Source organism: Vibrio sp. YIC-376 (genome assembly GCF_052353105.1).
Taxonomy (GTDB): Bacteria; Pseudomonadota; Gammaproteobacteria; order Enterobacterales; family Vibrionaceae; genus Vibrio.
Map to the genome: position 1 here is coordinate 522,387 of NZ_JBBWFK010000001.1, position 23,624 is coordinate 546,010.

Consider the following 23,624-nt stretch of genomic DNA (forward strand, 5'->3'; position numbering starts at 1 on the left):
TTCTCAATTAAGACAAACATTTAATCCTGCGTAAAAAGACCGTATAATCCACGCCCCATAGAAAACCACGTTAGGAAGTCCGACTGTCGATGTTATCGGCAATGTGAGAGCCCGCAATGAACCAGACAGATACAAGAAAAGAAACCCTTGAATTCAACAAACTTCAAAAACGTTTAAGAAGAAATGTTGGAAATGCCATTACTGAATACAACATGATCGAAGAAGGTGATGTTGTCATGGCATGCATTAGTGGTGGTAAAGATTCATTTGCGATGCTCGATATCCTGCTGAATCTTCAAAAGGCAGCACCAATTAAATTCGAAGTTGTGGCAGTAAACCTGGACCAGAAGCAACCAGGCTTTCCTGAACATATTCTTCCAGAGTATTTTGAAACACTGAACATTCCTTACTACATCGTAGATAAGGACACTTACTCTGTTGTGAAAGAAAAGGTGCCAGAAGGTAAGACAACATGTGGTCTGTGTTCTCGTCTTCGCCGCGGTACGCTTTATTCATTCGCTGAAAAGATTGGTGCTACAAAGCTGGCTCTGGGTCACCATATGGATGACATCGTTGAGACCATGTTCCTAAACATGTTCCACGGTTCTCGCCTTAAAGCTATGCCACCAAAGCTACGCTCGGATGATGGTCGAAATGTTGTTATCCGTCCACTGACTTATTGTCGTGAAAAAGACTTGATCAAATACGCCGAGCACAAGGATTTCCCAATCATTCCTTGTAACTTGTGTGGCTCTCAAGAGAACCTGCAACGTCAGGCTATTAAAGCGATGTTGATCGAGTGGGATAAAAAGACGCCTGGACGAGTTGAAGCTATCTTTAAGTCGATCCAAAACGTAAGCCCAAGCCAATTAGCGGATAAAGAGTTGTTCGACTTCGTTAACCTTCCACTTGATCGCGAAGGTAACCGTGAAGAGTACGAATTCAGTGAAGCTGTCGTATCTTCCACAAACATTGATGAGTCACTGTTTATTGATGTTACCAACATTTAAGTAAACACAACTAAGTAAAGAACATGAAGAAATAGGAAGGCTCCAATGCCTTCCTTTTTGCTTTCTCACGTTCAAAAAAAATCCCCGAGACCGGGGATTTTCATATATGTATTAAATTTTAAATTGCTTATGTTGCGGTATTCGGGTCTAGCGGGCTAATGTAACCTTTTGGTTTCAATGCTAAAACATCACAATTAATCTTATCAATCACATGCTCGGCTGTATTGCCGATAAAGACCGCAGAAAGACCTGTACGCCCAGTGGTCCCCAAAATAACCATTGCTGCATTTAAACGTTCTGCCGCTGCTGGGATTACATCTTCAGGTAAACCTTGCTCAACGATGGTTTGGTCTTCATTCATACCATGTTTTTGTCGTAGTGCTTTCATGGCTGTTAAATGGTGACCACGCACTGCATCTGTATAAGTCGTTGGGTCAAACTCAGGTAACTCAATTGTGATATTCGCGGGAGTGACCGGGTATGCGTTAACAAGATATGCGTCAGCATCCAAGCGATTAGACATCTCTTGTAAGCGCTCAACCATAGCGTCGTTAAGATCGATGTGTGTTGGGTTTTCAGAACCAATGTGTACAGAAGCCAGAATATTAGCGTGCTCTGGCCAATCCGCGTTTTTGATAAGAAGTACCGGAATAGGGCACTTACGTAACAGATGCCAATCTGTAGGCGTGAAAATCACAGACTCTAAAATGTCGTGCTTACGAGTGCCTTTGATAAGGAGATCGTGATTACCCGCAAACACTTCAGCAATAATTGCTTCGTAAGGGCGGTTATGCCAAACCACACATACATCAAAGTCAAAGCTTTCGTCTAAGTATGGCTGAGCGATTTTACGCATCCACTGCTCACGTTGATGGATAACGCCGCGTCGCATAGCATCTCTCTCATCCACCGATAGCATTGAAGTCATGTCATACGAGAAATCATAGATGGATAAAAAGAAAGTAATACGGCTTCTGGATACACTTTTTTGAGCTAATTGAACCGCTCTTGCGAGTGCCGGTTGATCATCACTATTGATGTTGGCAACAACTAGAATCTTACTGTATATACTCATAACTAAGCCCACTTATATTGCAAGACCAACTACTGAACATAAAGTAAATCAGTATATTGGAGTACTCACCGTACATTTTTAATGTAGCTTAGTTTGAAGAAGTTTTTGAGGACTTTCGAAGGGATTTTGTGAGAAACATGATGTGGCTCAGCTTAAAGCCACATCAATTAACAAGGAAACTTATTCTTTGGTTACGCCAGCAAGTTCCATCAAAGAATCGTGATCTAAGATAGTGATATATTTACCTTTCACACTCAAAATCTCAGATTTCTGGAAACGACCCAGAAGACGACTGATTGTTTCTACTGTCAGACCTAGGTAGTTACCGATATCACCACGAGTCATGGTTAGACGGAATTCTCTAGGACTAAAGCCACGTTGAGAGAAACGTGTAGACAGATTATAAAGGAATGCAGCCAGACGTTCTTCAGCGTTCTTCTTAGAAAGAAGTAGGATCATCTCCTGGTCGCCTTTGATTTCGTTGCTCATCAAACGCATGATTTGCTGACGCAGTTTAGGCATTTTACCAGATAAGTCGTCTAGAATTTCGTATGGAATTTCACACACCATCGAGGTCTCTAGTGCTTGCGCAAAACTAGGGTGGCAGTCACCTGTAATCGCATCAAAGCCAACAAGGTCGCCAGCTAAGTGAAATGCAGTGATTTGCTCGTCACCTTGCTCAGTGATTGTATAGCTCTTAATTGTGCCAGAACGAATTGCATACAGAGACTTAAGATCGTCACCAGCCTTAAAAAGCTCTTGGCCTTTTTGAATCGGCTTTTTACGCTCAATGATTTGATCTAGCTGGTCAAGTTCAGATTCATTCAGAGTGAATGGGATACACAACTGACTAATGCTACAATCTTGGCAGTGAATCGCACAACCACCTGATTGAATACGCTTTGTTGCTGGTTTTTCAGAAATCATAACAACCTTTCACTATTTGATATACATCAATATTTTAGCACCGCTTAATCCTAAAGGATAGCAAAAATATTGTGGGTATAGACTTTTGCGTTATATGAAACCAAGTAATTGCAGTGCTCCCACAGCAGTATATCCACCGTAGCAAATCAGGATTAACGCAGAGATATTTCTAAATATTAATGATTTTTGCAGTTTCTGAAAATAACTTGCGCCGAAACCAATAGCAAGCATAGAGGGGAGAGTTCCAACTCCAAACGCGAGCATGATCAATCCACCATTCACGGCGCTACCAGAGACCGCGGACCAAGTTAACGCAGAATACACCAAGCCGCATGGAAGCCATCCCCAGATAAAACCAAATGGTAAGGCATGCACTGGACTTTTTAGAGGTAACAGTCGCTTTCCGGCAGGAGAGATGAACTTCCAAAGATATTGACCAAGTTTCTCGACCGCGAGCAGTCCTTGCCACCATTTAGCAATATAAAGAGCGACTAAAATCATAAATATTGCCGCTACAAGGCGTAACCACGCGAGTGAGTAATTTAACCCGCTCAATTCCGTCAGGCCTGAAATGGCGCCACCGACAAGAGCACCAATCAGCATATAACTGACCAATCGGCCAAAATTGTAATACAGGGGTATAAGAGAAGAGGGGTTGGTTTGGGGTGCGCCGATAGAAAGCAAAGAAGCAATACCGCCGCACATCCCCATACAATGACCGGACCCAACGAGCCCGATCATCAATGCTCCGATAAAATCAGGATTCATAAAATAAAACTACGATTTTTTATTCTCAGACTGATCTTCTTCGTCCAAAAGGATGTTATGTCCCTGTCGCTCAAGATCTTCAAACTGGTCACTTCTCACTGCCCAAAGAAAAATAGCGACCGCAACACAGACCAGAACAATGGCGATGGGAATCAATATGTAAATACTTTCCATGTTAGCTTTCTCTATTTATTTCTCTTTCAGCAATCTTAATGAATTGGATACAACAATAATCGAGCTTGCTGACATGCCAACAACTGCAATGTATGGTGCAACCAGACCAGCAACAGCCAGAGGCAAAATTAACAGGTTGTAGCCCAAAGACCAAGCCAAGTTTTCTCGGATGATCTTTCTCGTGCGAAGTGCAAGTTGGCGAGCTTCAAGCAATTTTTCCAGATTGTCACCAAGTAAAGTCATATCAGCTGATGCTTTTGCCACATCTGTACCGCCGCCCATCGCAACCGAAAGATGGGCACCAGCAAGAGTAGGAGCGTCATTAATACCATCACCAACCATCATGGTAATGTCATCGCTGTCCAAGCTCTTAAGATACGCGAGTTTGTCTTCTGGTTTTGCAGAAGCGATCACATGGTCAATACCGATTTCATCCGCAACAGGTTGAGCGTTTTGTATCGAATCACCAGTAAGCAACGTTGTTTTGATACCAGCTTCTGCAAAACGCTGAATGAATGCCTGACTTTCTTTACGAATCGGGTCACGATAATAGAACGTCGCGACGTGTTCACCGTTTAAAGAAAGATACACCGCGTTACTTTCATCACGATTTTCCCCAACCACAAACGATGCGCTGCCGATCTTAACAACTTTATCGTTCCAAACAGCTTCGATACCGGAACCAATGACGTTTTTCACATCAGAAATGATGACATCATCCTTTACGTAACCCAAAAACGAGCGTGCTATTGGGTGGTTAGCATAAGATTCAAGTGCTGCGGCAAGTGCAAGGCTGTCTGCTTCAGAAAGCGTGCTGAACACACTCGTACGACAGATTTCGATGTCGCCTTTCGTCAACGTACCGGTTTTATCTACAACTAGATGATTCACTTTGCACAGAGTTTCGAAAACATGGCCTTTACGTAGCAAAATACCAAAGTTACCCATGCGAGATGTAGCACAAGTCAAAGCAGTTGGCGTTGCTAAAGATAGGGCACAAGGACACGTCGCGACTAATACTGACAACATTATCCAAAATGCATCATCCGGTTTGGTCTGATGCCAGTAGAACCAGGTTCCCGCTGAGATAATAAGAATCGCACCCACAAAATAACGCGCAACAACATCTGCAATTTCTGCGATTTTCGGCTTCGAATACTGAGCTTCGTCTTGCAAACGGATAATGTTTGAAATCATTGAATCAGCCTTAGAGCTGGTCACTTCAAGTTCAAACGACTCATCTCCGTTTAGCGTACCAGCATAAACGGCATCGCCTTCTTTCTTAACCACATGGACGGACTCACCCGTTAGCATTGATTCATCGATATGAATGCGACCAGAAATTACTTTACCGTCTGCTGGAATATGCTCACCTGGAAGCACACGAATACAATCGCCAATTTTTAGCGTCTTAACCGGGATTTGTTCTCCGTCTAGGGTAGTCGCAATCGCTGGAATCAACTTAAGCAGGTTACCACTCGCAGCTGCAGCTTTACGTCGTGCTCTCATCTCCAAGAAACGTCCAACTAACAAGAAGAAGGTAAACATCGAAATAGACTCGAAGAACACCTCACCTTGTTCTGTAACGGTTGCGATTAGGCTAGCGACGTACGCAAAGATAAGAGCGATAGAGACAGGGACATCCATCCCTAATGTACGACCTTTGATGCTTCTCAAGGCATTTAAATAGAAAGGAAGCGCGGAATAGAGCAAAACAGGCGTAGCGAATATCAAGCTGACCCAACGGAAGTAGTTCTTAAACTCCGGCTCTAAATCACCAAAAACTTCAAGATACAAGGCCACAGCAAGCATCATTACCTGCATTGTAGCCAAACCAGCAATCCCTAATCGGTATAGGTATTGCTTCATCATTCGATGGTAGGAAGCTTCTTGTGTATCTGCCTCAAATGGCGCTGCTTTGTAACCGAGCTTATGAATAACTGAGAGCAGTTCGCTCAAACGCACTTGGGTTTTATCCCAAGCTAATAAAGCACGGTTGGTTGTCGTGTTAACTCGAATTGAAACCATGCCTTTTGTCCCAGAGACTTGCTTTTCAATCAGCCAAGCACATGCAGCACAGGAGACGCCTTCCAAAGAAAGCGTCACTTCCGAAATATTCTCGCGATTACGTACAAACTCAGATTGAACATCTTCGTTATCGTAATGAACAAGCGCTTGAAGTTGCTCTGGAACAAGTTCAGCTTTTTCAGCAGGGGCGGTGCGGTACTGGTAATAAGAAACAAGGCCACTATCTACAATAGTTTGTGCAACCGTTTGACAGCCCGGACAACACATGTCGCGGATTTCACCGAGTATTTCTACCTTAAAATCCGTGTTGGCTGGTACATCTTCACCGCAGTGGTAACAGGATTTATTCATAAGATTACTTCATCAAAACAGTGTCGGCGGCAGGAAATTCTACTTTCCCTTGAATCATCCACTGCTTGTCGTGTGGCTGAAGCTCAACAAACCAAGGGCCCATAATTTCATGGTCCAGCGTTAATCGGTAGTTCCCAGAAGCATCTGCGGTCACTAGTTTTGAAAAGTCGCGATCAGGAAGCGTACGGTGAGTGAAAGTGGCAGTTAAAGCCGGGTAGTGAGTTAATTCACCCTTGTTGAAATGAATCACAACCGTATTACTGTCAGAAGAAATATTAGCGTTAAGATTCAGGTCACGAGCGACGTTCATTTTACTGATGTCGATGTTAATACCTTTACCTTTTTTATAGTAATCCTCAGCAACTAAAGAAACGGAGTTGTTCGAGAAGATGACCACTGTAACTATCGTCCAGGAAATAACAGTCAGCGGCAGGATGATCAGGAACCACGGCCAAAATTGTTTATACCAAGGCTTTACCATAAAAACGTTCTCAACAGCTAAATGAAAAAATAGGAGGCTTTAAATTTAAAGGAAAGACAGCCCCTATGAAAGGGGCTGTTATTGCAATGTTACTGAATATCTCGGTTACTTATTCTCAGAGTTGCTCAAACTCCAGACATATGATGCAACAAGCTGGATCTTGTCTTCACCCAGAATTTCTTTCCAGGCAGGCATGACACCAGAACGGCCATTCATTACAGTTTCAGTAACAGCTGCGCGTGAATCACCAAACAGCCAGTCTTGGTCAGTCAGGTCAGGAGCACCAACTGCTGGGTTACCTTTACCATCTGTACCGTGACACGCTGCACATACAACAAAGCGTGCTTTACCTGCTGCTGCTTCACGAGCATTAACTTTACGTCCAGATAGGCTAAGCGCGTAGCTAACCACTTCTTGAACGCCTTCTTCACCAAGCGCATCTTTCCATGCTGGCATTTGACCAACACGACCATGCGTGATGGTAGTTACGATTGCTTGCGGTTCACCACCATACAGCCATGCATTATCAGTAAGGTTAGGGAACCCTTTCTGACCACGAGCATCTGAGCCGTGACATTGTGAACAGTTTTGCAAGAACAAACGTTGACCAACTTTAAGCGCTTCAGGATCGTTAGCAATTTCAGGAACAGGGCGTAAGCCGTTATCGTTATGTGCTAGTTTACGGAAAGCTTCACCAAAGTAAGCATCCGCATCGTCCAGTTCTTTCGCGTATTGGTTAAGTTGTTTATTCTCTTGTGCCGCAGCAATAGCTTCTTTTGACTCTTCAAGTGAGCGCACGGTTTGAGCCGAGCTCTCCCAGTTCAAGAAGCCTTTAAAGCTGCCTAAACCCGGGAACATAGCAAGATACACCGCAGAAAACACAAATGTACTCACAAAAAGATAAGTCCACCACTTAGGTAGCGGGTTATTTAGCTCGCGAATACCATCGTACTCGTGGCCCATGTCAGCCCCTTCCTCGACGCCCATTTTATCTTTAGCGCACCAAGTCAGGAGGATTGCACAGCCTACAAGCGTACCGATAGTAATCACGATAATCCAGAGACTCCAGAATGTAGTCATTACTTCTTCACTCCTTGGTTATGTTGGGGCGTTTGTTCTTCGTCAGCAAAGACCAAGTAAGCATCTTCTTCAAAGCGAGATTTACGCTTCTTGCTAAATGCCCACCATACAATGCCGATGAAACTCACGAAGAGCACAACGGTATAAACACTATGAATTGTACCGAAATCCATACGTCCCCCTTACTTCATTGCATGACCAAGAGACTGAAGGTAAGCGATGATTGCATCCATCTCTGTTTTACCTTCTACTTCTTTAGTCGCATTCGCGATTTGTTCATCTGTATATGGAACGCCGAAGTGGTCACGGAACAGCTCCAGTTTCTTAGGGGTTAGCTTACCGTCTAGGACGTTTTCGGCTAGCCATGGGAAACCAGGCATGTTTGATTCCGGAACAAGTTCACGTGGATCCATTAGGTGAACACGGTGCCACTCGTCTGAGTAACGACCACCTACACGAGCCAAATCTGGACCGGTACGCTTAGAACCCCAAAGGAACGGATGTTCCCAAACGCTCTCACCAGCAACAGAGTAGTGGCCGTATCGTTCAGTTTCAGAGCGGAAAGGGCGAACCATCTGACTGTGACAAACGCTACAGCCTTCGCGGATAAATAGATCGCGACCTTCCATTTCCAAAGCGGAATAAGCACGTAGGTTTTCTACAGGCTCAGTCGTTTGTTTTTGGAAAAGCAGAGGAGTGATCTCAACAAGAGCGCCCCAACTGATAGCAAAAACGATAAAAATAGCCAACAAACCGACATTACGTTCTAGGAATTCATGGCGATTATTAGAATTATTACTCATTCTTTAAATCTCCTTATGCCGGATGTGGGATAGCCTTAAGGCTCTCTTTTGGTGCAGTAACTGTTTTGTACGTGTTGTATGCCATGAGAAGCATACCTGACAGGAAGATTAAACCACCTAGGAAACGTACAAAATAGAATGGGTATGACGCTTGTACAGACTCAACAAAGCTGTAAGTCAGTGTGCCGTCAGAGTTAACTGCACGCCACATAAGGCCTTGCATAACACCAGAAATCCACATCGCTACGATGTATAGAACCGTACCGATTGTTGCTAACCAGAAATGCACGTTAACCAAACCGACAGAGTACATACGCTCTTGGCCGAACAGGCGAGGTACTAAATGGTAAACCGAACCGATAGAAACCATAGCAACCCAACCCAGAGCACCAGAGTGAACGTGACCAATGGTCCAGTCGGTGTAGTGAGAAAGCGCGTTTACTGTCTTAATTGCCATCATTGGGCCTTCGAAGGTAGACATACCGTAGAAAGACAACGACACAATTAGGAAACGTAGGATAGGGTCATAACGAAGCTTATGCCAAGCACCAGACAACGTCATAATACCGTTGATCATACCACCCCAAGATGGAGCAAATAGAACCAATGACATCACCATACCCAGTGACTGAGTCCAGTCTGGTAAAGCAGTATAGTGAAGGTGGTGAGGACCTGCCCAGATATATAGGGAGATCAAAGCCCAGAAGTGAACGATAGATAGACGGTAAGAGTAAACAGGACGTTCAGCTTGTTTAGGGACAAAGTAGTACATCATACCCAGGAAACCAGCCGTCAGTAGGAAACCTACCGCGTTGTGTCCATACCACCATTGAACCATCGCATCCACAGCCCCAGAATAAATCGAGTACGATTTAGTCAAGGAAACAGGGACTGCCATGCTGTTCACGATGTGAAGTACTGCTACGGTGATGATAAACGCGCCGAAGAACCAGTTCGCCACATAAATGTGGGAGGTTTTACGTTTTACCAATGTGCCGAAGAACACCACTGCGTACGAAACCCATACAATCGCAATAGCGATATCAATAGGCCATTCCAGCTCAGCGTACTCTTTAGAGGTAGTCATCCCCTGTGGTAGAGTAATTGCTGCGGCTAGGATAATTGCTTGCCATCCCCAAAAGGTGAAGGCAACGAGTGGGCCACCAAAAAGACGTGTTTGACAAGTACGCTGAACAACATAATAAGATGTTGCGAACAGGGCACTTGTACCAAACGCAAAAATTACCGCATTAGTATGCAGCGGACGTAAACGACTGTACGTCAACCACGGCGTATCAAAGTTTAGCTGTGGCCAAACTAATTGAGCGGCAATCAAAACACCAACAGTCATACCAACTATGCCCCATAAAATGGTCACAAGGGTAAATTGGCGAACGACTGTATAGTTGTAGTTTTGTTCAAGCTGCTTTACTTGGCTCATTATGCATGCTTCCAATTTCTAATTAACTACACTTTACTTCCAACACGACTTGCGTCGTAACACCACCCAAGTAAACTCTAGAATTCAAGTGTTATCATCACTTTATTTCTATTGCTGACTTTAATAAAAAGTGGCATTTTCAGCTCGACACTATACTCGAATTAACAATTCAATGACAGGGTAGTAACCTTATTGAAGCTCGGGAAAACATTTTTTATTTAAAAAGTTTGAAGTTTGTAACAAGGATATTGGTAATTATGCCGGCACAAAAGTTAACAAAGGCACGACTCGCACAAATCTTAATCATGCTCAGTATTTTAGTTGTTGCATTTTTCTGGCGCACCTTTACACACGAGACGCCCAATACGGTTGACTGCTCACAAAAAGAGCGATGCGATTTAACAATATCAGGGGAAAAAATTTCAATTAATCGTGATTCGACAGGAATTTCGTTCGAAAGCCCGAAAAGTAGCAGTCTAAAAATTGATCTAGATCAATCAGGTGAATTTAAAGATGTCAGCGAAATAAATCAAAACATCGAGTGGGAAGCTATTTCACAAACCAAGATTATTACGCTCAAAATAAAGCGAAATATTGTCGTAGTGCATTTATAAATAAGAAATGACGCGCGATAATCAAAACATCTTGAAGAAAAGAGAATCTTCTTTCGTTCCGATAGCACGTTAGAATGGTATAACTAAAGAGTCAAAGACAATACTAAAAGCGTATGCAGTGCCAATCAGTTTTTACACATATATCCGATGAACACTTAGCTATCAAACAGCTTCGTTCAGAACTGACCCAGCAAAGCCTGGCGTACGTTATTTGTTATTACACCGAAGAGTACGATTTCGAGCGCATTTGCGCCGCTATGCTAGAGCATTTTCCTGATATTCCTTTCCACGGAGCAAGCTCCTGCCAAGCAGTAATGACTGATAAAGGATTTCATGCAGGACCAGTTATTGCGGCGTTAGCCATCTATGACCCAGAGCCACATGCTTATGGGACGGGCATATCTCAATGCACACATAAAAAGGGCGTGATGCGCGCGTTAGATATGGCTCTAGAAGACGCTAATAGAATAGGGGAAGTACCCGACTTAATCCTACTCCATGCAACCCCAGGCCAGGAAGAATCTATCATTGAATCTATCGATGAAAGATTTAGCACGCTTGTACCAATTATTGGAGGGTCTGCTGCCGATAATAACGTTGTCGGCAAATGGTCCGTCTTTACCTCACAAGGACATACAAAAGTAGGAGTAAGCCTCACGTTATTTTATTCCTCTCAACATGTTGATATCGCATTCAGTGCGGGGCACACACCAACAAACATAAAAGGTATTGCCACCAAAACTGAAGGCCGATGTCTGTTAGAAATTGATGGCGAACCCGCACTCGAACGTTATCGAAAGTGGACAAATCACCAGCATAATCAAACCGGTAAAGACAGTCTTTTATTTACTAACTCTAGTGCTTATCCACTTGGCAGGGTGGCAGGCCACTTATATAACAGGCCTTACTACAAATTATCTCATCCTATTCGCGAGACAAAAGAAGGTGGTATAGAGCTCTTTACGAACATTGCTGAGGGAGATGAGCTCACTTTAATGAAAGGAAGTCGTGAACATCTGTTGGCGCGGGCTGCAAAAGTAGTGAATATCGCATTCAATCAAAAGTTAGAAGAGTCTCGAAAAATTGGCGTAATCAACATATTTTGCGCAGGTCCCATGTTGCACTTAAAGCAAGACATGAATAGCGTTTGTGACCAAATCAACCAGGAACTGGAACACCTACCATTTATTTGCCCGTTCACGTTTGGGGAGCAAGGAAGATTTATTGGCGGTGAAAATGGACACGGAAACCTAATGATCTCTTCGGCGATATTCCATAAACCTTATGAAAGATAAATACTTAGATACCTATCAACAGGAAGCGCTGCAAGAAGCGCTGGTTGAACTGCAACAGGCAAAGCAGAGAGAAAAATTGTTGGCTGATGAAAACAAAGCCATTCTCTCAGCAATATCTGCAATGAGTGAAGCCAGACACCGCAATGAAATCTTCACTGGGCTGAATACGGTCTTAAAAAAGTACATTAATTTTGACGATTTTATCGTTATAACCCGCGACGAAAGCAGCCAAACATTCAAGACCTTAATATCAACAAACCAAGTATTTAATAAGGTAGATTGGTTACACGGTAACACACTAGAGCGAGCTCTTAATGGCGAATGTATACTGTTATTCGAACCGTTAAGTTTAGGTGAGTTCTCTAATTTAAATGTCTTCGTTAAAAGTCACGTTAACTCAGTCATCTTGACAGGGATTCGCTCTGAAGTAACACAGAGCATTATTTTATTGATTGGTGCACAAAAAGGGCATTTTAGTATTGAAAACAAAGAGACACTTCGACGTTTTCGTCCCCTGATTGAGCGTGCGGTCATGGATATTGAAACGAAAGAGAAGTTACAACGTATCGTCGATGTTCGAACGACACAGCTTGCCAAAGCCCGTGAAGAGGCAGAACTTGCTAACCAATCTAAATCCGAATTTCTAGCGATGATGAGTCATGAAATTCGAACGCCATTAAACTCCGTTTTGGGTATGCTCGATGTTCTTCGTCAATCAACTTTGTCTAACGAGCAGTTCGAAGCACTCAGCCAAATGGAATGTTCAGCCGATCTGCTACTCGCGATAATCAGCGATATACTCGATCTATCCAAAATAGAGTCGGGAAGCTTTCAACTACATGAGCAGTGGACCAATTTAAGTGACACTGTCATGTTTGTCATTTCCCAGCAAAAGCAAATAGCTACAAACAAAGGCCTAGACTTTCACCTTAACTGTGCACTGTCTTCAGACAAACAATACTGGATTGATTCAACCCGATTATCTCAAATCTTATTTAACCTGATTGGTAATGCGATTAAGTTTACTGATAGTGGAATCGTGAACGTTTCTATGCAAGAACAAAAAGACGAACTGATTATTTCCATCTCTGACACGGGCATTGGAATATCAAAAGCCAAACAATCACGACTTTTTACTGCATTTCACCAGGGTGATAGATCGATAACCAGACGGTTTGGCGGCACAGGATTGGGGCTCGCGATCACAAAACACTTAGTGGAGATGATGCGCGGTAGAATTACAGTAGAAAGTGAAGAACATGTTGGTTCGCTGTTCGTCGTAAAGATTCCCGTCCTAACCAGGTTTAGTCAAAATCGACCAGTGAAAATCGAAGCGAACAGACCAACTAAGACACTGAATCTACTAATCGTAGAAGATACTCAGTCGAATCAGCTCGTTATCAAATTAATCCTTAATAAATTGGGTCACAACGTTCACATCGCAAACCATGGCGCAGAAGCGCTCGAATTTTTGGAAGAACACAATCAGTCAATCGATATGATTCTGATGGACGTCTCTATGCCAGTGATGGATGGAATTACTGCCACACGTCTGATTCGAGGTAAAGGAATAACAATACCTATCATCGCATTGACAGCGCATGCGTTAGAGAGCGACAGAGACAAGTGTTTAGAAGCAGGCATGGACAGTTTCATTTCCAAACCAGTTCGTAGACAAGATATCTACGAAGCAATTCAAGCCTATCAAGGAAATGATCAGTCTTAATATAGTCGAGCCTTGTACGCCACATTTTACAGCTCGGTGAAAGCATGGATAGCTATGAAGAAATACTCAAAAACAATTTTTTAATTCCCTCTGGGTCAAAGCAGTAGGTGATGCCTATCCCGAAGAACTTCAACCCTACAGCAGTTGTACAAATGTTGAATTGCACTTATTACAAAAACAGCTTCATTGAATTGGAATGATGAAGCTGTTTATATTTTAATGTGCTCACTCAGACAATTTTATAATCGGTAAATCGTCCCAAATCTTACTTTCATCAGATGCACCACCAGAGAAATTCCATGGCCCTTTTTCGGGGCTAAGTGGGCGGTAAGTTGCTGATAGTCCATCTAAATCCCAAGTGGTGACGTAGAAACGAATTCCATCCAGTGATTCTGGGCGACCAAGTGCATCGCTCAAGAAGTCCAGAGAAATGGTGTGATTCGCTTTATTTACTGTCACTGTAGGAGCTGGTGTGACTGCCTCTCCCCATGTCGTCGCGTTTGCGCCCTTAGTGTTGTAGATCGAGCTTTGCCAGCCAAATACCACCGCATTGCGGCTCCAAGTTCCGCTTGGCATGATCGCGTTGATCTTCGGCAGTTCAGACAAGTTGGTTGAGGCTTCTTCTGGTAAATCAATGAAGATGGTGAAACCAACGTGGTCGAAGTTATTTGGCGGTAACCAAGTATCCGTAACTTTGTCCATGGTGAAGGTCAAACGCACGTTACTGCCAACCGTGAACACTTCTGCTTTATCGATAGCAAGTTGGCTATTGTCTTTGTCGAACGTTGGATCCGTTGGTAGTGAGTAGTTGCCGTTTGGACCGCCCATGCCATCTTGTGCATCGCCTGCATCATCGATGATCTCATCCGGTATGTTGGCCCAACTGAGGTTCGACACAAAGTTGACATCCTCAATGCCTGATTTCTTTTCGGTTGAGTAAATTGCGAAGCGGTGCTGCTGTTCTCCAATTGCGAAGTGGCGAGTAGACAACGTGACGCTGAACTGACCATCGGCACCAACTGTTATCGCTTGTGCTGTTTCCAAGTTGCCGTCGACAACAAGGTTCAACTTTTCGTTAGCGTTAGCACTACCTGTTAGAACAATGTCTCTGGTGATGGTTTGACCTTCCCAACCCTGATCCAGTTGGATATTGAGGTCTGGCGTATCTACAGATTGATAGTCGCCCATTTTCGAGTAGATCACGGCAGATTTGGCTGGCAGTTCTAGGGTTACATGACCATTTTCATCCGCCACTAACTGCTCTGGTGCATCTGCCCAGTTCGACATAATTTGCTTTTTGAATACGGTGCCACTTGCTTGTTCTACATCCAATTGGTTCATTAACATAGGCGAGTTCGACGTGTTCATAACAACTAAGACTTCATCGTTATCCAACGTACGAGTGAAGGCAAATACACCAGCACCCGCTTTGTCACTGCCAATAACTTTTATTTCACCACGTGTCATGACTTTGTTTTCAGAACGCAGCTTGGCAAGCTCTTGGATGAACAGGTACATCTCACTGTTTTGATTGAATGAATCTATGTTGTCACTATCTTCACGATAACCGCCAGCAAACATCGCATCACGTGCTGCCGACATTGTTTGTTCTGTTCCTTGGTAAATCACAGGAATGCCCGGCACTGCCATCATGGTGATCAAAGCTTGCTTCATGTCGTTGACGCTGCCTTGCGATAGGAAACGTGGCATGTCGTGGTTATCGATGAAGTTCGGCATGATGTATGGGTTAGGGAACATCTCCATCATTTTCTCAAGACGAAAACGTAAGTAATCCGTAGGCTGACCAGCCGCAAACACGCGAGTCATGGTCGTTTGCAGTGGGAAGTTAAGCACAGACGTTAGTTGCTTAGGTGAGCCGCTTGCACCAATGTAAGTCAGCATCTTCTCTTCGCCTTCTGTGTTGTAAGGCGTTGAAGTTTCGAATACTTCGCCAAATGTGAGGAAGTTATTGCGACCAGTGTCAACTGCTTGTGTCATCACGCCATCGTCGGAATGCAGAAAATCATTCCAGAAATCGTGCTCAACAAACTTAACCGTGTCGATTCTGAAGCCGTCGACACCCACCTCACGAATCCATTTGCGGTAGCTCTCTTTTAGGTAGGCGCGTACTTCAGGAACGGAGGTGTTGAGATCATCCAGATCGGACAGTTGCCAGGTTTTCTCTTGTACCGAATCGTTGTGGTTGGTAATACTTGGTGTCCAGTGATAACTGCCCGTGCCGTCTTCTTTACACTCGTTCATGTTGAGTGGGTAAGGCAGTTTCTGACCTTCTGGCAAGGCGTTTTCAATCAAACGGAAGCCTTGGCAAGGTAAACTTGGATCATAATTGTATGGGTTATCGTAAGTGAAGAAGTTGCCCACGTGGTTTGTGACGATATCCTGGATCAAAAACATGTTACGTGCATGGACTTCACGCGCTAACGCTTGGTAACTTTCCATATCACCGAAGTGCTCATCCACTTTTTGGAAATCGCGAGCCCAGTAACCGTGGTAGCCACCGTAGTTTTGTTCCGCATCCCACCATTGGTTTGCGACAGGTGGGGTAATCCAGATAGATGTAGCACCCAGATCTTCGATATAGCTCAGTTTGTCGCTCACACCAACAAGGTCACCGCCGCTGAATTTTTTATCAGAAGTAGGATCGAATTCGTTTTGACCTTGATCGTTAAGAGAGGTGTTGTCGTCGTTAAAACGGTCAATCATCAAGAAGTAAATGATTTGGTCTTGCCAATCAGGAGATGCCACGTGACTGCCTGTATCTGTTGGCGCGGTTTCGTCGTTGCCACAACCAGAAAGCACCAGGGCGATCGCTAAAGGAAGTATTTTTATTTTATTCATATGGTTAGGTAGGGTTTCAAACACGGTTTTCGTCTCCGTTAAGTAGCAATGTGGAAACGATAAAGCAAAGGCTTGAAATTTAGAGTGTCATTTCACGCCAAAAAAGACGTGAAATGATGTCATGAAGGGATGAATTTGATCTATGCAACAAATTTAACTGAGTGGTTGCACAATCGGATATTGAATCGGGTAATGCTCTTTGGCTAGCTCATGACCCAATTCATCATAAAGTCGGAATCGACATTGCATAGCGCTTTGAATTAACGATAGTTGTAGTGACCAGCAAGAGTAGTCTGGTGAATGTTGGGTAAAGCTCATCGTATGCGGTATCGGTTCATCATCGACGAAGCAATCAACCTTCGCTACGTCCTCAAGGCGGCATGCTAATTCAACAAACAGCATGTACTGAGTGCTCATTTGAATAAGCTGCCGAGTCGGCACTATGTATTCGGTGCTGCCGATTAATAGCCCCTTGGAGATGACATAATCACGCTGATGGTTGTTATCAATGTATCGCTCGCCATCTACTTCATAGCAAAGCCTGAAGGTTAGGGGATACGCGACAGGAAGCTCTGTCGTCGCCCATAGCTCGGTACCATTAGTCAAGAAACGTTCAAAGAACGCCGGATAGTGACGCCACACCCCATCACGATCGCGGCACTCTACCGAGACCACTTTTTCAAATGCGATGTTGTCCACTTCCAACCAGATTTTGCCAACTGGCAGGTTGATGTCCTTTTCCGCTAGGGTATTAGCTTTGACATAGTACAAACGGATTGGCTGTTGGTTGAGTTGAGTACGATTATCCAAACATTGTTGGCGGTACTGCATAGGTGAGAATTCGTACCAACGACGAAACGTTCGATGAAAGTTAGAAGGCTCTTCGTAGCCGAGCTGATAGGCGATTTCCTTTGTGGTCAATTGGGTATCTGCGAGTAACGCCAACGCGTGCTTTTGTTTAGCAAAATCGATGCATTGGGAATAGCTCATATGTTTCTCGTTTAATCGACGTTGCAAGGTGCGTTTTGATACACCCAACTGATGAGCTGCTTGTTCTAGTGTGAGAGCATAGTTGTGATTTTTGACGAACAGGGCATTCAATACACTGATCAATTCTGGTTGCTCAATTGGTTGGTGAGAAAGCAGTAAGTATAAGTGCTTAACCAATTCAAACACGCTAGCACTATGAGCTGATTCTGCTTCGTTCAATATTACAACGTCAGCAGAAGATGGTTTATTAGGATTAATGTGTAATTGTACGGAATCACGTAAATCAAGCAGATCCAATTGCATGATTAATAAATCAAAAACGGAATCCGCCCAACTTGGCATTTCAGTTGTTCTACAGTCGAGTTTCATGTGAATTTGATCATCATTTTTCTTGACCGTAACGTACAAATGGCGATCAAACAAAGAGACGCTTTTGCTCCACCATAATAGGCCTTCTTGTAGGCTCGATGCCTCTTTCAGCATCATACATTGCAGAGTAACCAACTTCTCTATATGCCAATACTCGCCTGCAATACGCAAGTGATTATGACCAAGCTTTTTACATAAAAAAGTCGATATCGGATTCTGTTTTATATGCATGACTCATTGTCGATTTAACAAAGGTCTTATTATTACTGAAAAACTAAGCGAGTTTCGCTATCGCACTCAAAGAAAAGGGCATGGGCTCTGAGTTATTTTGCGAGACTCGAATTCGTTGTTGCCCAAACCTATATGGGCTGCGCGTTTTTACAAATTGCGAAATTGCCGGTCGCTTGAACGAGTCTTGTGTTCAAGCGACTGGTTTTGGGGTTGGCTAGGCACTTCAATTAAGAGTTTCAATCAGTTAATTCAGGTGTTTTGGTCACTCAGACAACACCAAATTTTCCAGACTGATTTCATATTCTCGATTGGCCTGGTTATACACGACTACATAACTTGTAGGGTAATGGGCTGGCGAAGAATATTTGTGAGGAACGGCAATTGTTGAGTGTACGTCCGGCTTTGTTTCGAGATAAGCTTTGGTGATCATCGGCTCAACGAAAATCATTTGACCGTCATAAAACCCATAAATGAAAGTTTTGGTGAAGGAATGTTTAGTGAATTCGTCTCCTTGGGGGTTAACGGCATGAGCCCCCATGTTAGGCACCTCGGTTCCGGGCGGGAGAATGTAACCGGTTGGCATGTACTGTTCAGGTGGTGCTTTATGAGCGCGGGCAAGGTCGTCGCCGACAGCTGTTATCTTTTTCCGATCACTCGAATCTATCAAATAGAAATGGAAATCAAAGTGCGGTGTGTCATAGACACCAACCGGAATATGCCCATGCGGGTTCCATCCAATTACTATCTGACGGTACCCAGTGGAGAAAAGTTCAGGAGGTAACGGTAGATTGTATTCGTATTCATGTTCTGTTGCAGGCATCGGTAGTCCAGACAAAGCTGATTCAGACAGTTTGACACCGATCTTTGTCGGCGTGCCATTTTCTCCTATCGTTACAAACGAGTGTGCTTCTCCCTGACCAATGGGAGTTTTTGACCCTTCATACGTACCAGGCTTTACCTTTTCCATATCCGACGCGCATCCAGCGAGAAGCATGGAAGCCACTATGGTGGATAAACTAATTAACGATTTTGACTTAGATCTTTTGTCATCCGACATAACAACTCTCCTCAACGCTAGGGCATCTAGCTTTTGGAATCAGGCCCATAAACAAAACAGGATTCGGCATTATTTCGTGGAAAAGTTATAACTAATTTTCCTCTGAACAAGTGTAGGCCTTTTTCTGCTGAAAACCATTTATACACTGCCAGTAGATGTACAAAGACCGGACGCTTTAGTGAAACAAGATTAGGCCTGCATTCAATAAACACTTACTTGTGAGAAAGTCGATGCGTTTGGTTACAATGATTTTAGCTGAACAGCACATTCTTCAGAAAGTAACCGAGACGAATCCAAGCCAGTTCTCAGACAATTTATCTACAAAGCCATACAGGTGTTTTTAGGAAATAGTTAGCCTTAATATAGATCTTAACAATCGATAGATTATTAAGATCTATATTAAGTATTTTATGGTAAATAGCCATTATGTTTAATCAAAGCCTCACAATGGTAGAACACATTCAAATCTGAGAGGGATAGGAGGCTTAACTGGATAAGATCTTACGTAGCGTCATACTTAATTTAACATAATATACATAATGCGCAGTAGAGCTTTTGCTCTAATGTGGTGTATTGGCTGACCATCAAACCCCCAAAGGCCATTGATATCCCTGACAATCCAAGCCCGTTAAACTTTTTTGCAATACCTTCCCACACCGCTTTTATGTGTGGATTATCGTTGCGATCAGCGTGACAACCCAATAAAGCAATCTCAGGGTCTAAACCTGAATGTTCAGCAAGGAAAATTGCTTGTGTATCAGTCATATAGCGCTTTCCTTTGCGGAAATCACTGATTCGTTGCGGCGGAATATCCATATCCGCTGCTATTTGTTTGTCTTGTACGTAACTTTGAGCCTTTTTATAGGCATCTAATAGTTGATTTTGATACATACAGTTTCCTCCGTTTTCCTCAGTTTAGCCTATCAGTAACCATTTTTGGTGTCTTGCGCTAACCAAATTTGGTGATTACGCTAATAACCAAATCTGGTTACTAAATCAGAATTAGACCGCCTCGGCTTGGGGCGTTTGCCCTTGACGCGTTCGTCTTGGCTTTGGCGGTCATTCTATCAATTCAGCTCGTCAAGGTGGTTGTTATGTCTCGTTCTAAGTTTGTGCTTTGTCAGGATTGTCTCAAAGTCTCAATCTATTCTGATGCTCGTCATAACGAAGATGAGCTGTGCTCTTGTGGCGGTCAGTTCTGTGGATGTTCATCGTGTGATGCCCAAGCGCAACAAATCGTAGATGAAGACAAAGAACATGTGCTTCATGGCCTGTCTGATTTTGCTCTTTCTGACTTATCTGAACCAGATAATGACGATGCTTTGCAAGCGTATGAAGAACACTCTGACCGCTTGACGGATGCTTACTTAGAAAGAGGTATTCGTCATCATGCGTGAACTGGTTGTCGATTTAGCATCAGGTAAACAAGAATACATCGAGTTTGTTCCTGTTCATTCGTGGAACTCGACCGCGCATATTGCTGACAACCTGTTCAATCATCGCTTTGCTTATACAGATCACACGCGCCCAGCTTACCCAATGGCGGCGCGTGTGATGTCTGCGTTAGACGCGCAAATCTACTCACACGATAAGTCAGATTTTATTACGCGCCCTACTTCAAACCCTTGTTTTGACCTGCCTAAATCGTTACATCGTAACGGCGCATTTGCCCCACATATGACCCGTGCTTACACGGATATCTTGAAGGCTCGTGATGCAGTCGAAGCGGCTCGCGCTGTGAATGACGCTCACGAGCGTTTAACGACGCACGGTTACAGTTATGCGATGTCAGACGATGAAATCAGCGCGTTAGCTAAGCGCAAGTCTCGAGATTTTGCTCGTGTGATCAACGCGATACCCGAGGAATTCTCACAAGCTCGTTTTGATAAAGCTGTTCAGCTTCTCGACTCACTCGGTCTGGCGTTTTCTGACGAGGCAATCGGTCATGCAGAAAACAACTGTGAACTCTTTGCTCTGGTTAACCGTGCGCTTGATGAACACTGGTTAGTTCGCCAGCTTCGTCGTAAGTGTGCTTACGAGGTGGAATGTGTTGCCCGTGATTTGGCTCTCGTTCAACGCCGTAAGCAGGTTTACTGCTCTGATTTCTCGCTGCATCGTCAACGCGACCGCAATAGCTCTAACCGTATCGCGTTAGACAATACGGTCGCATACGACGAAAACGATCTCTCTAACTTCTTCACGCTGAGTGAGCTCTCAGCCAAGTCGGTTTCTAATCCCGAAGTTCGCCGCTCTGAAATGTTCGTGCGTCTGCGCGGCTTTGAGGAAATCGCACAAGAATCGAATCATGATGCGGTGTTCTTCACGGTGACGGCTCCGTCTCGCTTCCACTGCGTATCAAACGGAACGGTTAATTCCAACTGGATTAACGCTGATAAACCCGACGCCAAACAGGCTCACGGTTATCTCATGTCGGTCTGGGCAAAGCTGCGTAAGTTCCTTGATAAGAACAAAGTCAAAGTGTACGGGATGCGCATCGTTGAGCCTCATCAGGACGGCACACCGCATCACCACTTGCTGCTGTTTATGGAAAAGTCGAGCCGAAAACTGATCACTAACGAGTTTCGCCGTTTGGCCATGGTCGATTCACCAGAGGAAAAAGGCGCGAAGAAGTTCCGCTTTAAGGCCGAGGTGATCGACTGGTCACAGGGTTCGGCGGTTGGCTACGTCGCGAAATACCTAAGCAAAAACATTGATGGTCAGCATATCGAATCGGATAAGGGCTCGTCTCTTTCTGGCTCTGATGCGGCTGAGCGCGTTGTCACGTGGGCTCGCGTTAACCAGATACGCCAATTTCAATTTATTGGTGGTCCATCTGTCACGGTATGGCGCGAAATGCGTCGTCTACGTGAGGAATTCAAAGAGGATGACGCCTTGTTCACCGACCTAAACCAAGACGAACACTTTCTGTTAGAGAGCGTTCGCCGCGCTGCCGATGAGGGTGACTGGAAAGCCTTTTGTTATGCCATGGGCGGCGTGTTCGTCAAACGCAAAGACCAAACTGTTAAAGCGGAATACACCGTTTCCAATGCAATTGAAAAGCTGATTGCCTCCGGTGGTGAATACTCTCCTACCCGCTACGGCGATATGGCTCAGGCGCGCTTAAACGGCCTGATGTTTCAGAAGGTGTTTATCGCCACTCGTTTTCGTAACTGGAAGACCGAGAACAAAGAGAAATTCTTACGTGCTCAACAAGGGATCATGTCCAACGTGGTCGATTACTTTGATGCACTAGAGCGCGAACAAGAGTACCAGCGCATGTGTGAAGACTTATACAGCCAGTATGAAAAGCACCTAGCGATGTATGAAGAAATGGAAGCGTTGTTGCTCACAGCACCAGAGGAAATCATGCCAACCAATAAGGAGGGCGAAGCCCCTCCAGATTGGTGGCACTGATTTCCCTTGGACTTGTGTCAATAACTGTCTTTTCTATTTCAACTAACAACCAAACGTAAAAATAAGGGCAAACGATTATGAGAATGGAAGGTTTGATTCTTGATGAATCCGATATCACTCAAGAGACCAAGGTAGACCGCAACGGCGAACAAAAAGCGAATGGTAAGTTGCGCCTAATTACCACCAATCCAACAGACACCATTGAAGTGCGTGTGTCGCCTGAACTGTGGGACAACGGCAAAGCGGGCGAACTGCTTAAGCGCACGATTGGCAAACGCATCATGTTTGACGTTGAACACAAGAAGTTCAGCTTCGCTAATGACGATGGTAAGCACGTTTCAATCGAAGGTTTCCATCTGTACGCCCTGCCTGTGCTTGGCGATAAGTAATGAATACTGAGTCTCGGCAATGGTTCGGGACTCGTAGTGTGCAATTGGAGTTTATGAAGGGTTTTGTATGTACGTTCTTATCTGCGAACAGCCAATAGTAAATAACAATTGTCCATCTGGATTTAGTTCGGTGCTACTCACTGAAATCGTGCCGAACTATATGACCACCGCCCAACTCATCGAGGTAATGCCAGCGGCAACTCTGTTTCTGGCGACCTGTTGGTGTTGGAAAAAAATGTCTAAGTAAATAAGGAATAGACCTATGAAAAATATCAAAACTCGCGTGCTAGTTGCGGCTGGCGTTCTTACTGCATCGGCTTCTGCTTTTGCAACTGGTACTGGCCCTGATGCTGGCTCGGTAACTGGTTTGATTACTGGCTTTGGTGCTTTCGTTGCTGCTGTTGGTGGCGCGATGGTTCTCATCACCGTTGCTAAGAAAGCTTGGAGCAAAATCGGCGGTTAACCACCCTCTTTTTCTTTCTTCTGACTCAAGGGGGCGTTCTTCGCCCCTTTTTTGATCCAAGGGCAAGTTATGACTTATG

General features: G+C 44.2%; 22 protein-coding genes. 8 read left to right on the top strand and 14 right to left on the bottom strand.

Features of this window, described 5'->3' with window-relative positions:
- Nucleotides 1–116: 116 nt before the first annotated feature.
- Nucleotides 117–1,010 carry a tRNA 2-thiocytidine(32) synthetase TtcA gene (gene ttcA / locus WJM94_RS02350; RefSeq protein ID WP_444492634.1) on the top strand — a complete coding sequence of 298 codons (894 nt, stop codon included), beginning with the start codon at nt 117–119 and terminating at the stop codon, nt 1,008–1,010.
- A 127-nt stretch (nt 1,011–1,137) separates the two neighbouring features.
- Here the strand turns inward: ttcA and uspE are convergent, their stop codons facing one another.
- The 10 genes from uspE to ccoN all read right to left on the bottom strand — a co-directional run bounded on the left by uspE (nt 1,138) and on the right by ccoN (nt 10,138).
- Nucleotides 1,138–2,085, bottom strand: coding sequence for a universal stress protein UspE (gene uspE, locus WJM94_RS02355; RefSeq protein WP_444492635.1), 948 nt, complete (start codon nt 2,083–2,085; stop codon nt 1,138–1,140).
- A 180-nt stretch (nt 2,086–2,265) separates the two neighbouring features.
- Nucleotides 2,266–3,012 carry an FNR family transcription factor gene (locus WJM94_RS02360; RefSeq protein ID WP_444492636.1) on the bottom strand — a complete coding sequence of 249 codons (747 nt, stop codon included), beginning with the start codon at nt 3,010–3,012 and terminating at the stop codon, nt 2,266–2,268.
- A 90-nt stretch (nt 3,013–3,102) separates the two neighbouring features.
- Nucleotides 3,103–3,780 carry a sulfite exporter TauE/SafE family protein gene (locus WJM94_RS02365; RefSeq protein ID WP_444492637.1) on the bottom strand — a complete coding sequence of 226 codons (678 nt, stop codon included), beginning with the start codon at nt 3,778–3,780 and terminating at the stop codon, nt 3,103–3,105.
- Between the two features lie 9 nt (nt 3,781–3,789).
- Entirely contained in the window at nt 3,790–3,954 is a 165-nt protein-coding gene (ccoS, locus tag WJM94_RS02370; protein WP_264901534.1) for a cbb3-type cytochrome oxidase assembly protein CcoS, read from the bottom strand.
- A 15-nt stretch (nt 3,955–3,969) separates the two neighbouring features.
- Nucleotides 3,970–6,333, bottom strand: a complete 2,364-nt coding sequence (locus WJM94_RS02375; protein ID WP_444492638.1) for a heavy metal translocating P-type ATPase — start codon at nt 6,331–6,333, stop codon at nt 3,970–3,972.
- A gap of 4 nt (nt 6,334–6,337) precedes the next feature.
- Entirely contained in the window at nt 6,338–6,814 is a 477-nt protein-coding gene (locus tag WJM94_RS02380) for a FixH family protein (protein WP_444492639.1), read from the bottom strand.
- Nucleotides 6,815–6,919: 105 nt separating this feature from the next.
- Nucleotides 6,920–7,894: a cytochrome-c oxidase, cbb3-type subunit III gene (gene ccoP, locus WJM94_RS02385; protein ID WP_444492640.1), complete on the bottom strand. Its 975-nt coding sequence runs from the start codon at nt 7,892–7,894 to the stop codon at nt 6,920–6,922.
- Nucleotides 7,894–8,067, bottom strand: coding sequence for a cbb3-type cytochrome oxidase subunit 3 (locus tag WJM94_RS02390; protein ID WP_444492641.1), 174 nt, complete (start codon nt 8,065–8,067; stop codon nt 7,894–7,896). The genes ccoP and WJM94_RS02390 overlap by 1 nt, the downstream gene beginning before the upstream one ends.
- Before the next feature lie 9 nt (nt 8,068–8,076).
- A complete protein-coding gene (gene ccoO / locus WJM94_RS02395) occupies nt 8,077–8,697 on the bottom strand; it encodes a cytochrome-c oxidase, cbb3-type subunit II (RefSeq protein ID WP_444492642.1) in 621 nt (206 codons plus the stop codon).
- Between the two features lie 13 nt (nt 8,698–8,710).
- On the bottom strand, nt 8,711–10,138 hold the full coding sequence (ccoN, locus tag WJM94_RS02400) for a cytochrome-c oxidase, cbb3-type subunit I (protein ID WP_444492643.1): 1,428 nt from the start codon (nt 10,136–10,138) through the stop codon (nt 8,711–8,713).
- Nucleotides 10,139–10,395: 257 nt separating this feature from the next.
- Here ccoN and WJM94_RS02405 point away from each other — a divergent pair, with 257 nt between their 5' ends.
- The 3 genes from WJM94_RS02405 to WJM94_RS02415 all read left to right on the top strand — a co-directional run bounded on the left by WJM94_RS02405 (nt 10,396) and on the right by WJM94_RS02415 (nt 13,773).
- Entirely contained in the window at nt 10,396–10,752 is a 357-nt protein-coding gene (locus tag WJM94_RS02405) for a hypothetical protein (protein ID WP_444492644.1), read from the top strand.
- A gap of 113 nt (nt 10,753–10,865) precedes the next feature.
- A complete protein-coding gene (locus tag WJM94_RS02410; RefSeq protein ID WP_444492645.1) occupies nt 10,866–12,047 on the top strand; it encodes an FIST signal transduction protein in 1,182 nt (393 codons plus the stop codon).
- A complete protein-coding gene (locus WJM94_RS02415; protein ID WP_444492646.1) occupies nt 12,037–13,773 on the top strand; it encodes a response regulator in 1,737 nt (578 codons plus the stop codon). Before WJM94_RS02410 ends, WJM94_RS02415 begins: the two co-directional genes overlap by 11 nt.
- Before the next feature lie 225 nt (nt 13,774–13,998).
- Here WJM94_RS02415 and WJM94_RS02420 read toward each other — a convergent pair whose 3' ends face one another.
- The 4 genes from WJM94_RS02420 to WJM94_RS02435 form a co-directional block, all read right to left on the bottom strand.
- On the bottom strand, nt 13,999–16,656 hold the full coding sequence (locus WJM94_RS02420; RefSeq protein ID WP_444492647.1) for an alpha-amylase family glycosyl hydrolase: 2,658 nt from the start codon (nt 16,654–16,656) through the stop codon (nt 13,999–14,001).
- Nucleotides 16,657–16,785: 129 nt separating this feature from the next.
- Nucleotides 16,786–18,222, bottom strand: coding sequence for a helix-turn-helix transcriptional regulator (locus WJM94_RS02425; protein WP_444492648.1), 1,437 nt, complete (start codon nt 18,220–18,222; stop codon nt 16,786–16,788).
- A gap of 262 nt (nt 18,223–18,484) precedes the next feature.
- The gene (locus WJM94_RS02430; protein ID WP_444492649.1) at nt 18,485–19,279 is read right to left on the bottom strand and encodes a DUF5602 domain-containing protein; all 795 of its coding nucleotides are present in this window, start codon (nt 19,277–19,279) and stop codon (nt 18,485–18,487) included.
- A gap of 522 nt (nt 19,280–19,801) precedes the next feature.
- Nucleotides 19,802–20,170: a DUF3693 domain-containing protein gene (locus WJM94_RS02435; RefSeq protein ID WP_444492650.1), complete on the bottom strand. Its 369-nt coding sequence runs from the start codon at nt 20,168–20,170 to the stop codon at nt 19,802–19,804.
- Between the two features lie 203 nt (nt 20,171–20,373).
- On the opposite strand from WJM94_RS02435, the gene WJM94_RS02440 reads away from it, so the two are divergent.
- The 4 genes from WJM94_RS02440 (at nt 20,374) to WJM94_RS02455 (ending at nt 23,545) form a co-directional block, all read left to right on the top strand.
- Nucleotides 20,374–20,676, top strand: coding sequence for a hypothetical protein (locus WJM94_RS02440; RefSeq protein WP_444492651.1), 303 nt, complete (start codon nt 20,374–20,376; stop codon nt 20,674–20,676).
- Nucleotides 20,669–22,693, top strand: coding sequence for a replication endonuclease (locus WJM94_RS02445; RefSeq protein ID WP_444492652.1), 2,025 nt, complete (start codon nt 20,669–20,671; stop codon nt 22,691–22,693). The genes WJM94_RS02440 and WJM94_RS02445 overlap by 8 nt, the downstream gene beginning before the upstream one ends.
- An 83-nt stretch (nt 22,694–22,776) precedes the next feature.
- A complete protein-coding gene (locus WJM94_RS02450) occupies nt 22,777–23,082 on the top strand; it encodes a chemotaxis protein (RefSeq protein WP_444492653.1) in 306 nt (101 codons plus the stop codon).
- A 262-nt stretch (nt 23,083–23,344) separates the two neighbouring features.
- Nucleotides 23,345–23,545: a hypothetical protein gene (locus WJM94_RS02455; protein WP_444492654.1), complete on the top strand. Its 201-nt coding sequence runs from the start codon at nt 23,345–23,347 to the stop codon at nt 23,543–23,545.
- Nucleotides 23,546–23,624: the final 79 nt, after the last annotated feature.

What these genes read in the sequence shown, in the direction of transcription:
- WJM94_RS02390 (WP_444492641.1), bottom strand. Translation starts at nt 8,067, where the DNA reads ATGGATTTCGGTACAATTCATAGTGTTTATACCGTTGTGCTCTTCGTG.
- ccoS (WP_264901534.1), bottom strand. Translation starts at nt 3,954, where the DNA reads ATGGAAAGTATTTACATATTGATTCCCATCGCCATTGTTCTGGTCTGT.
- WJM94_RS02455 (WP_444492654.1), top strand. Translation starts at nt 23,345, where the DNA reads ATGAAAAATATCAAAACTCGCGTGCTAGTTGCGGCTGGCGTTCTTACT.
- WJM94_RS02450 (WP_444492653.1), top strand. Translation starts at nt 22,777, where the DNA reads ATGGAAGGTTTGATTCTTGATGAATCCGATATCACTCAAGAGACCAAG.
- WJM94_RS02360 (WP_444492636.1), bottom strand. Translation starts at nt 3,012, where the DNA reads ATGATTTCTGAAAAACCAGCAACAAAGCGTATTCAATCAGGTGGTTGT.
- WJM94_RS02430 (WP_444492649.1), bottom strand. Translation starts at nt 19,279, where the DNA reads ATGTCGGATGACAAAAGATCTAAGTCAAAATCGTTAATTAGTTTATCC.
- WJM94_RS02445 (WP_444492652.1), top strand. Translation starts at nt 20,669, where the DNA reads ATGCGTGAACTGGTTGTCGATTTAGCATCAGGTAAACAAGAATACATC.
- uspE (WP_444492635.1), bottom strand. Translation starts at nt 2,085, where the DNA reads ATGAGTATATACAGTAAGATTCTAGTTGTTGCCAACATCAATAGTGAT.
- WJM94_RS02435 (WP_444492650.1), bottom strand. Translation starts at nt 20,170, where the DNA reads ATGTATCAAAATCAACTATTAGATGCCTATAAAAAGGCTCAAAGTTAC.
- ccoP (WP_444492640.1), bottom strand. Translation starts at nt 7,894, where the DNA reads ATGACTACATTCTGGAGTCTCTGGATTATCGTGATTACTATCGGTACG.
- ccoN (WP_444492643.1), bottom strand. Translation starts at nt 10,138, where the DNA reads ATGAGCCAAGTAAAGCAGCTTGAACAAAACTACAACTATACAGTCGTT.
- WJM94_RS02380 (WP_444492639.1), bottom strand. Translation starts at nt 6,814, where the DNA reads ATGGTAAAGCCTTGGTATAAACAATTTTGGCCGTGGTTCCTGATCATC.
- ttcA (WP_444492634.1), top strand. Translation starts at nt 117, where the DNA reads ATGAACCAGACAGATACAAGAAAAGAAACCCTTGAATTCAACAAACTT.
- WJM94_RS02440 (WP_444492651.1), top strand. Translation starts at nt 20,374, where the DNA reads ATGTCTCGTTCTAAGTTTGTGCTTTGTCAGGATTGTCTCAAAGTCTCA.
- WJM94_RS02425 (WP_444492648.1), bottom strand. Translation starts at nt 18,222, where the DNA reads ATGCATATAAAACAGAATCCGATATCGACTTTTTTATGTAAAAAGCTT.
- WJM94_RS02415 (WP_444492646.1), top strand. Translation starts at nt 12,037, where the DNA reads ATGAAAGATAAATACTTAGATACCTATCAACAGGAAGCGCTGCAAGAA.
- WJM94_RS02375 (WP_444492638.1), bottom strand. Translation starts at nt 6,333, where the DNA reads ATGAATAAATCCTGTTACCACTGCGGTGAAGATGTACCAGCCAACACG.
- WJM94_RS02405 (WP_444492644.1), top strand. Translation starts at nt 10,396, where the DNA reads ATGCCGGCACAAAAGTTAACAAAGGCACGACTCGCACAAATCTTAATC.
- WJM94_RS02410 (WP_444492645.1), top strand. Translation starts at nt 10,866, where the DNA reads ATGCAGTGCCAATCAGTTTTTACACATATATCCGATGAACACTTAGCT.
- WJM94_RS02365 (WP_444492637.1), bottom strand. Translation starts at nt 3,780, where the DNA reads ATGAATCCTGATTTTATCGGAGCATTGATGATCGGGCTCGTTGGGTCC.
- ccoO (WP_444492642.1), bottom strand. Translation starts at nt 8,697, where the DNA reads ATGAGTAATAATTCTAATAATCGCCATGAATTCCTAGAACGTAATGTC.